The 6,443-nt window shown below is 58.0% G+C and carries 9 protein-coding genes and 1 tRNA gene; 4 read left to right on the top strand and 6 right to left on the bottom strand.

Annotated features, from left to right (window positions below; translation table 11 throughout):
- The 3 genes from WAN02_RS20385 to WAN02_RS20375 all read right to left on the bottom strand — a co-directional run.
- Positions 1-236 (bottom strand): DUF3817 domain-containing protein (locus WAN02_RS20385; protein ID WP_422266040.1); only part of this gene is annotated, 236 nt, incomplete at its 3' end.
- On the bottom strand, positions 233-622 hold the full coding sequence (locus tag WAN02_RS20380; protein ID WP_422266039.1) for a hypothetical protein: 390 nt from the start codon (positions 620-622) through the stop codon (positions 233-235). The genes WAN02_RS20380 and WAN02_RS20385, both read right to left, overlap by 4 nt.
- Before the next feature lie 37 nt (positions 623-659).
- Positions 660-1,397: a hypothetical protein gene (locus WAN02_RS20375; protein ID WP_422266038.1), complete on the bottom strand. Its 738-nt coding sequence runs from the start codon at positions 1,395-1,397 to the stop codon at positions 660-662.
- 92 nt (positions 1,398-1,489) lie between these two features.
- Here WAN02_RS20375 and WAN02_RS20370 point away from each other — a divergent pair.
- Positions 1,490-1,573, top strand: a tRNA-Leu gene (locus WAN02_RS20370).
- A gap of 34 nt (positions 1,574-1,607) precedes the next feature.
- On the opposite strand, the gene WAN02_RS20365 is transcribed toward WAN02_RS20370, so the two are convergent.
- Both WAN02_RS20365 and WAN02_RS20360 read right to left on the bottom strand, forming a co-directional pair.
- Positions 1,608-2,726: a tyrosine-type recombinase/integrase gene (locus WAN02_RS20365; RefSeq protein WP_422266037.1), complete on the bottom strand. Its 1,119-nt coding sequence runs from the start codon at positions 2,724-2,726 to the stop codon at positions 1,608-1,610.
- On the bottom strand, positions 2,713-3,264 hold the full coding sequence (locus tag WAN02_RS20360; protein ID WP_422266036.1) for a hypothetical protein: 552 nt from the start codon (positions 3,262-3,264) through the stop codon (positions 2,713-2,715). Before WAN02_RS20360 ends, WAN02_RS20365 begins: the two co-directional genes overlap by 14 nt.
- A 119-nt stretch (positions 3,265-3,383) precedes the next feature.
- On the opposite strand from WAN02_RS20360, the gene WAN02_RS20355 reads away from it, so the two are divergent.
- From WAN02_RS20355 to WAN02_RS20345, 3 genes are all read left to right on the top strand, one after another.
- Positions 3,384-3,602, top strand: a complete 219-nt coding sequence (locus tag WAN02_RS20355; RefSeq protein ID WP_422266035.1) for a helix-turn-helix transcriptional regulator — start codon at positions 3,384-3,386, stop codon at positions 3,600-3,602.
- Positions 3,599-4,297, top strand: coding sequence for a hypothetical protein (locus WAN02_RS20350; RefSeq protein ID WP_422266034.1), 699 nt, complete (start codon positions 3,599-3,601; stop codon positions 4,295-4,297). Before WAN02_RS20355 ends, WAN02_RS20350 begins: the two co-directional genes overlap by 4 nt.
- A gap of 346 nt (positions 4,298-4,643) precedes the next feature.
- Positions 4,644-5,723, top strand: coding sequence for a hypothetical protein (locus tag WAN02_RS20345; protein ID WP_422266033.1), 1,080 nt, complete (start codon positions 4,644-4,646; stop codon positions 5,721-5,723).
- 50 nt (positions 5,724-5,773) lie between these two features.
- On the opposite strand, the gene WAN02_RS20340 is transcribed toward WAN02_RS20345, so the two are convergent.
- The coding region (locus tag WAN02_RS20340; RefSeq protein ID WP_422266032.1) for a helicase associated domain-containing protein at positions 5,774-6,443 on the bottom strand (670 nt) is incomplete at its 5' end.

Below are 6,443 nucleotides of genomic sequence, written 5' to 3'. Positions count from 1 at the left end.
CCGATCGTCTTGACGATCGGCCACCGGACCTTGACGGCCAGATTGAAAGCCGCCAGTACATAAGCGAAATAGACCCAGCCGTGCACGATGCCGATCCAGGTGGGCGGATTCGACACCTTGACGATGTAGTGGACCACCAGCTCGTAGCACAGGGCGATAAGCCACAGACCCGTCGTCCACGCCATCACGCGGTAGGCGAGCAGGGGTGTGCGGATGTTCTCGCCGGCTGTGGTCATGCGGTTGTCCTGTTCTGCTTTGGATGGTTGTCGTTGTCTGCCTTGGCAAGGTCGGCCAGATAGGCGTTGTACTCGCGCAGCGCTGGGTCGTCGGAGTTCTGTTGCACGGCCTTGGGACGTTCAGGCAAGAGTCCGTCTGGTATCTCGTTGACGGTGTTGGTGTTTCGCTGCTCCGGCGGCGCCTCTTCGTAACGGACGAATTTGCGATAGGCGTAGACGCAGAATCCGGCGAACGCCGGCCACTGCAAGGCGTATCCGAGATTCTGGAAAGTGCCCGACGTCGATTGAAACCTCGTCCACTGCCACCAGCCCAAGGCCAGGCAGCCGCCCGCCGCAAAGACCACCAGCACGATCAGTGCGAGTCTCCGACGACGTGTAGTGGACATCCCTAGAAAGTACCCCGAGGTGTTCCGCAGGCTTTCCTCACGCTTTTGGACCGACGAATTCGTCAAGTCGCGCCACCGCGGCCTTGCGATAGACAGCGACTTCGAACCAGCGCGGCCGCGTCCAGGGAATGCCTAGCTCATCGAGCGCCGCGCAGAAGAGTCCACGGATGTCGTCAGATCGGTTTGAGAAGTGGTAGCGGACGCTTAGAACTCCGCGATCGTTTGCCTCAACGCGGCAGCCGTCGCTATCGATCAGGCCGCGAATGAATTGCTCGTTTGCGCTTTTGACTAGCACCTCCTGCCACGAGTCCAGCATGATCGGTCTTAAGTGCTTTCGGCCGAGACCGTGCTGAGGTAGAAGGCATGGCCAGTGCTTTGAGTAGTGAGACACGACTACACATTGCTTCGGTTGTTTCATCACTGCTGCATGCTGGCGCGGCATCAAGGTGTCAATGGCGTTGCAACACCGGTCGATGATTCTGGGGTACCTGTTGTCGAGTGTGATCCTCAGGCGCCACACACGCCGGCATCGCGAGATACATCCGTCGCCCAAATAAAGGCCGAGTAGGTAGCTATAGGCGGTTGCTGGGAAGGCGGCGAATTCGTGGATGCTCCCGCAGGCTGATGTGCCGACGGGCCTGGCCCGAACATGTGGACGCAGTCGCCAGTCCCGAACTGTGCAGCGCGAAATGCCGGTCTGCCGCGCGATCGCGCAGTCGTTCATACCGGCCGCGATCAGCCGTTGCACGGTTTCGAACTCTTCTATACAGCGCACGACGCCGCTCCCTGTCGTTTCAGATGAAGCCAAGTTAAGGGAGACCGCCGACAGGTTTGAGGATTGAAGTGACGGTACGATCGCCAGGCACTGCGGGCGTGGCGAAATTGGCAACCGCGCGGGTTTTAGGTGCCCGTGCTCGAGAGAGCTTGAGGGTTCGAGTCCCTCCGCCCGCACAAGAGTTTACCCAGTTCAGACCATGTTTCGTGGTCATGAATCTGCCTCAAATCCCACATTTTTCCCACACTTTTCCGGCGAGTACTTCGCGTGCAGGTTGACAGCAACCGTGTCTAGGTCGGTGTCGAACAGGTCGGCATAGACCCGCAGCGTCACCGATGGGTCTTTATGCCCAAGCATCCGCGCCAATGCCAGCACGTTGACACCAGCGCTCACGGCGAGGGATGCACAGCTGTGCCGTAGGTCGTGTGGAGTGATGGTTTGCACACCGGCAGTCTTCACGGCACGGGTCAGCCAACCGTTAGACCCTTTCGGGCGTTGCAGATACATACCGTGCTTGGTGCTGAACACCAGATCACCGGCAGCCTTACCCCGGCACTGCGCCGAAAGTTCGTTTACGACGAACTCAGGTACCGGCACCGACCGGTCCTCACGACCCTTGGTAGGCCCGACCACATGGCGGGATCCGATCTGCACCGCGTTGGATGACACCGAAATGCGGCGGCGCAAAAACTGGACATCACGCACCCGTAGCCCGATGGCCTCACCCCAACGCAAACCGCAGTACGCCAACACCAACACCAGCGCCCGGTGTTCACCGGCATTGTCAGCCAGCTTGGTCACATCATCGGCGGTGAGGTAGACCCTGCGTTTACCTGACTTACTCGGAAGATTCTCCAAGCCCCTGGCCGGATTCGCTGACAGGCGTTTGCCTTTCACTGCATCGTTGAGAATGCCTGCCAGAACACCTTGTGCCCGAATGACTGTCGTTGCACCGGAGCCTTTGCGGGTCATGGCGGCAATCCACGCCTCAGCAGCGAGAACGTCAACATCGGCAACACTCACCGATCCCCAACGCGGTTGCACATGGACCCGGTACGAGGTTTCAATTGTGCGGTAATAACTTTCGGCGGTAGCCTCCTTTTTGCGCGCCAACCAGTCCGCCGACAATTCATGCACGGTGACCTTACCCAACCTTGGCGCGATGTAATCACCGGTCAGTTTCTTGACCTCAATGTCGTTGGCGAAGTCCTGGGCATCACGCTTGGTCCTGAATCCGCTTTTGTCCGTTGACCGTTTGTCCGGCGTGCGGTAGCGCACGCGGTAACGTGTTATGCCGCTGCTAATTTCGTACTTCTCAATCGTTGCCACTGATCAAACCCTCCTGCTTGGCACGTGCGATGTAACGGAATGCTGTGCGTGGGTCCACGTCAAACGCGGCGACAACGGCACTGGTCCGCGTGCCCTTGGATGCGTTGTTGTGTATCTCGGCAACCTTCGCTAGAAGCTCCGGCGTGATCTTGCGACGAGAACCGGCCTTTCTCAGTGCCTTTCTTGTATCCGAAGCATCAAGCTGATAGTGGCTATAACCGTGGTGCCATTCGCCTTTCGGGATGCTCGCATTGATGCCCGCGACGGCATAGACTCCGGCCCGGATGTCATCGAGTTTGGTTGCGCTCAAATCCTTTTGGCGAACGAAACCCTCACCGGCACGGAGGGTGACGCTCACCGCACCGGGAACACCGTTACGGACTTCAAACACAATCTCGGTGCTGTCATCGCGGTAAGTGAGCACCCGGAAGGTGAACCCGTCGCCTACCGGCACCCACTTGTCGTCGGTGATTTCCACACTGCCACCGCTCGGCAACGGGAACTGCTCGCCCTTGACCGTGACTTCCTTCCACGCCATCGCCGCGCCTCCTAGTGACACTTGGCGAATTACTGACTGTCATCTTCCAACCTACTACGTGTCATGACATTGTGGGAATGACTAGCGAGAACCGCTGGTCAAGCTAGGAGATAAGCACCATGAAACGAGAACGCAGATCAACCCGCGTCGTCTCCGACGACCTCGGAACACCTGAGGAAGTCGCCGTCTATCTCAAGACCACCGAGACAGGCCTAGCGCAAATGCGGTACCGGGGCACCGGGCCGAAGTTCATCAAGCGCGGGAGCCGTGTGCTCTACCGCTGGTCGGATGTCACCGCATATCTAGACGGTCGCACCTATGAGCGGAGCGGGGCATGAGCACAACCGAAATCGCAACGACCAGACTCAGCGCACCGCAGGCCAAGGCACTGGACAAAAAGATCAGGGCCGCGAGTGACCGGGTGATACGAGACCTCACCAACGCGGCCGACAACTACCAAAAGCTGCTGGACCTGATAGACCAGGCTCAGCGCGGCGAAATCCACACAGCGCTAGGGATAAAGTCATGGACTTTATGGTTCAAAGACACTGTGCAACTGACGTTTACCGACCGTGACGAACGAAAAGAATTAGTACGGATCATGTCTGGCAAAGGCATGAGTACGCGGGCCATTGCCGACGTTCTCAACGTCGGGAAGTCAACGGTAAGCCGTGACGTGGACTCAACTGCCCCAAATGGGACAGTTGAAAGCCTAGACGGTAGGCGGCGACCGAGTAAGCCGAAACCGTCCGAGCCGGAGCAGGAACCACTCGACGTGGAGGAGGTTGAACCACCACCCGTGGATGCGCCGAAGCTGCCGCCGCTGACCGAGGACTTCCGCAGCGAGGTCGACAACCTGCGAATCTGCGTCCAAGCGTTTAAGGACATCTTCGCAGACGACCGATTTTCACAGGCGCGCAACCGGATTGCCAAGTTGAAGGCTTACACATCGTTTGATGATGCCGTCGATGAGCTAGAGCAAATGTCCGACGTGATCGCGGGGATACGTGATGGGGACGGGGCCGAAGAATGACAGACGACCGACAACGAGTGGCACTGTGTTGCTGCTGCCTTGAACGTCCAGCCGTGCGCGATCATAAACGGTGCGAGAACTGCGGAACACGGGACGACCAACCCAAACCCGAAAGGACACAGGTGAATTCTCACTAGCCACGGGTCCGAATCGGCTTGTCACAACCGAATACGACAAACAGAAATTTACAACTGAAAAGCAGTGTTTCGGCCCGGTGACAACTTCACATTAACTCAAAACACAACTTACGCAAGGAATTAACGACATCGACTAGACCCTAAAAACGGCAATGGCTCCGACTGCTACACCGGAGCCATCTCACCGCTGACCTTTGAAGGAAGATACAGTGAATAGTACCGAATCGGCGTACGAACGTCTAATTGCCGCGCTAGAAGCCACCGGCAATGCCGTGGATGCCAACGGCAGCAGTGCATCAGCGGAGTGTCCGGTACCGGACCACGGGCGAGGTCGCGGTGATCAGCACCCATCATTGAGATTGACCGACGCAGCGGGAAAGGTGCTAATTCACTGCTTCGCCGGATGCGACACGGCAGACGTTTTGGCCGCGCTCAACCTCAAGGAGACGGACCTATTCAACGGCAAAGGCGGAATCGACTATATCTACAACGGTGGTCGAAAGGTCCGCCGCAAACCGGGAAAGAAATTCGTTCAGAGCGGAAACACCCAAGACAACAGTCTGTTTCAGGTCGAAGACATCGGTGACGCGGAGACCGTGTACGTGGTCGAAGGTGAGCAAGACGCCGCGAACGTAGCCAAGATCTATGGTGTCTCTGCGGTAAGTCCCCCCTGTGGCGCTAAAACCGCTGCAAGCAAATGGAACTGGGAACCGCTGACCGGCAAGCATGTTGTCATCGTTGCGGACAAGGACAAGGACGAAACGGGCTCCGAGCACGCAGACGATGTTGCAGCGCAATTGCACAATGCAGCGTCAGTGCGAATCGTGGAATCCGCCGTAGGAAAAGATATTTCAGATCACATAGCCGCCTGGCAAGACGAGGTCTGGGCAACGCGATTGATGCTGTCGCACAGTCGATTGCAGAGGAGGTCATTCCACATGAGCTTTAACAACTATGACCCGCCAGGTACGCAGTATGCATCGACGGCTAACGCGCCATCGGTACCCGAGGGCTGGCGCTCACTCGCCCACAAGACCGGGCTGTCGCTGCAAACCGTTGCCGCACTCGGATTTGCCGACAATCTTTCGTGTCTATTCGGATCGGACAACCGGTTACGCGATGGTGCGGAGCTACGCAGTGCTGAGGCGCGTGGAACGCTGTTCCAGCAGCCAACTGTGGAGCAACGCTACGTGGAACTGTACGGAAAACGTTGGCCACGCAAGCGTTTGACACCGCAACAAATGCAGTTGGCACTCGAAAAAGCTAAATGGGCAATTGAGGGGAAATGAACTATGACAGCGAAAGACACCGCACTGGTGCCGATTCAGCTGCAGGTCAATTAGCTCGATGGGCGCGCGTCCCACGTCCAGCCCGGTAGCCCTCGAAGGCGTTTTTGACGATCAGCATCAAGGCGACCTGTGGAGTAGAACCTGCGTTGCGTCGCGACCCAATTACCAAGCGCGTAGCCGTCGAACTTGCAGGAGAATGGGACACGGGCGTCACCGTTATGTTCAACGTAGAGAGAGAGCTTGTTAAAGCCCTGCTCCCACCGGTCGGCGCCGGGGTCCCAACTCCAGCCGGGCAACTCTTTGAGTCGTCGTTCGCGGTCGGCGTCAAGGTTGCCTTTGTTGTGGCTTCCGCGTTGACCGCTGACCCACGAACCGAGTCGGAAGCCGTCGATCCTGTAGGACGGCGGAACACGGGCGTGGCCGTTGTGTTCTACATAGAGAAGCAGCTTGTTGAAGCTCTCCTCCCACTGGTCGGCGTAAGGGTCCCAACTCCAGCCGGGCAGCTCTTTTAGTCGTCGTTCGCGGTCCGCGTCAAGGTTGCCTTTCGCGTAGTTTCGGCGCTGGAGTCCGACCCACGCCCCAAGACCCTCTAGCTTGTACGACGCCGGAACGCGTGCGTGGCCATTTTGGTCAACGTAGGCGAGGAGCTTATTGAAGCCCTCCTCCCATTGATCAGCTACGGGGTCCCAGGTCCAGTCGGCCAGCTCTTTGAGTCGTCGT

The organism is Mycobacterium sp. (assembly GCF_049281135.1).
Classification (GTDB): Bacteria; Actinomycetota; Actinomycetes; order Mycobacteriales; family Mycobacteriaceae; genus Mycobacterium.
Note: the sequence above shows the minus strand (reverse complement) of the source record. Positions and strands in the feature narration are given on the sequence as shown.

Excerpts from the sequence above, each read along its gene's own strand:
- WAN02_RS20380 (WP_422266039.1), bottom strand. The coding sequence starts at position 622 with ATGTCCACTACACGTCGTCGGAGACTCGCACTGATCGTGCTGGTGGTC.
- WAN02_RS20360 (WP_422266036.1), bottom strand. The coding sequence starts at position 3,264 with ATGGCGTGGAAGGAAGTCACGGTCAAGGGCGAGCAGTTCCCGTTGCCG.
- WAN02_RS20355 (WP_422266035.1), top strand. The coding sequence starts at position 3,384 with ATGAAACGAGAACGCAGATCAACCCGCGTCGTCTCCGACGACCTCGGA.
- WAN02_RS20350 (WP_422266034.1), top strand. The coding sequence starts at position 3,599 with ATGAGCACAACCGAAATCGCAACGACCAGACTCAGCGCACCGCAGGCC.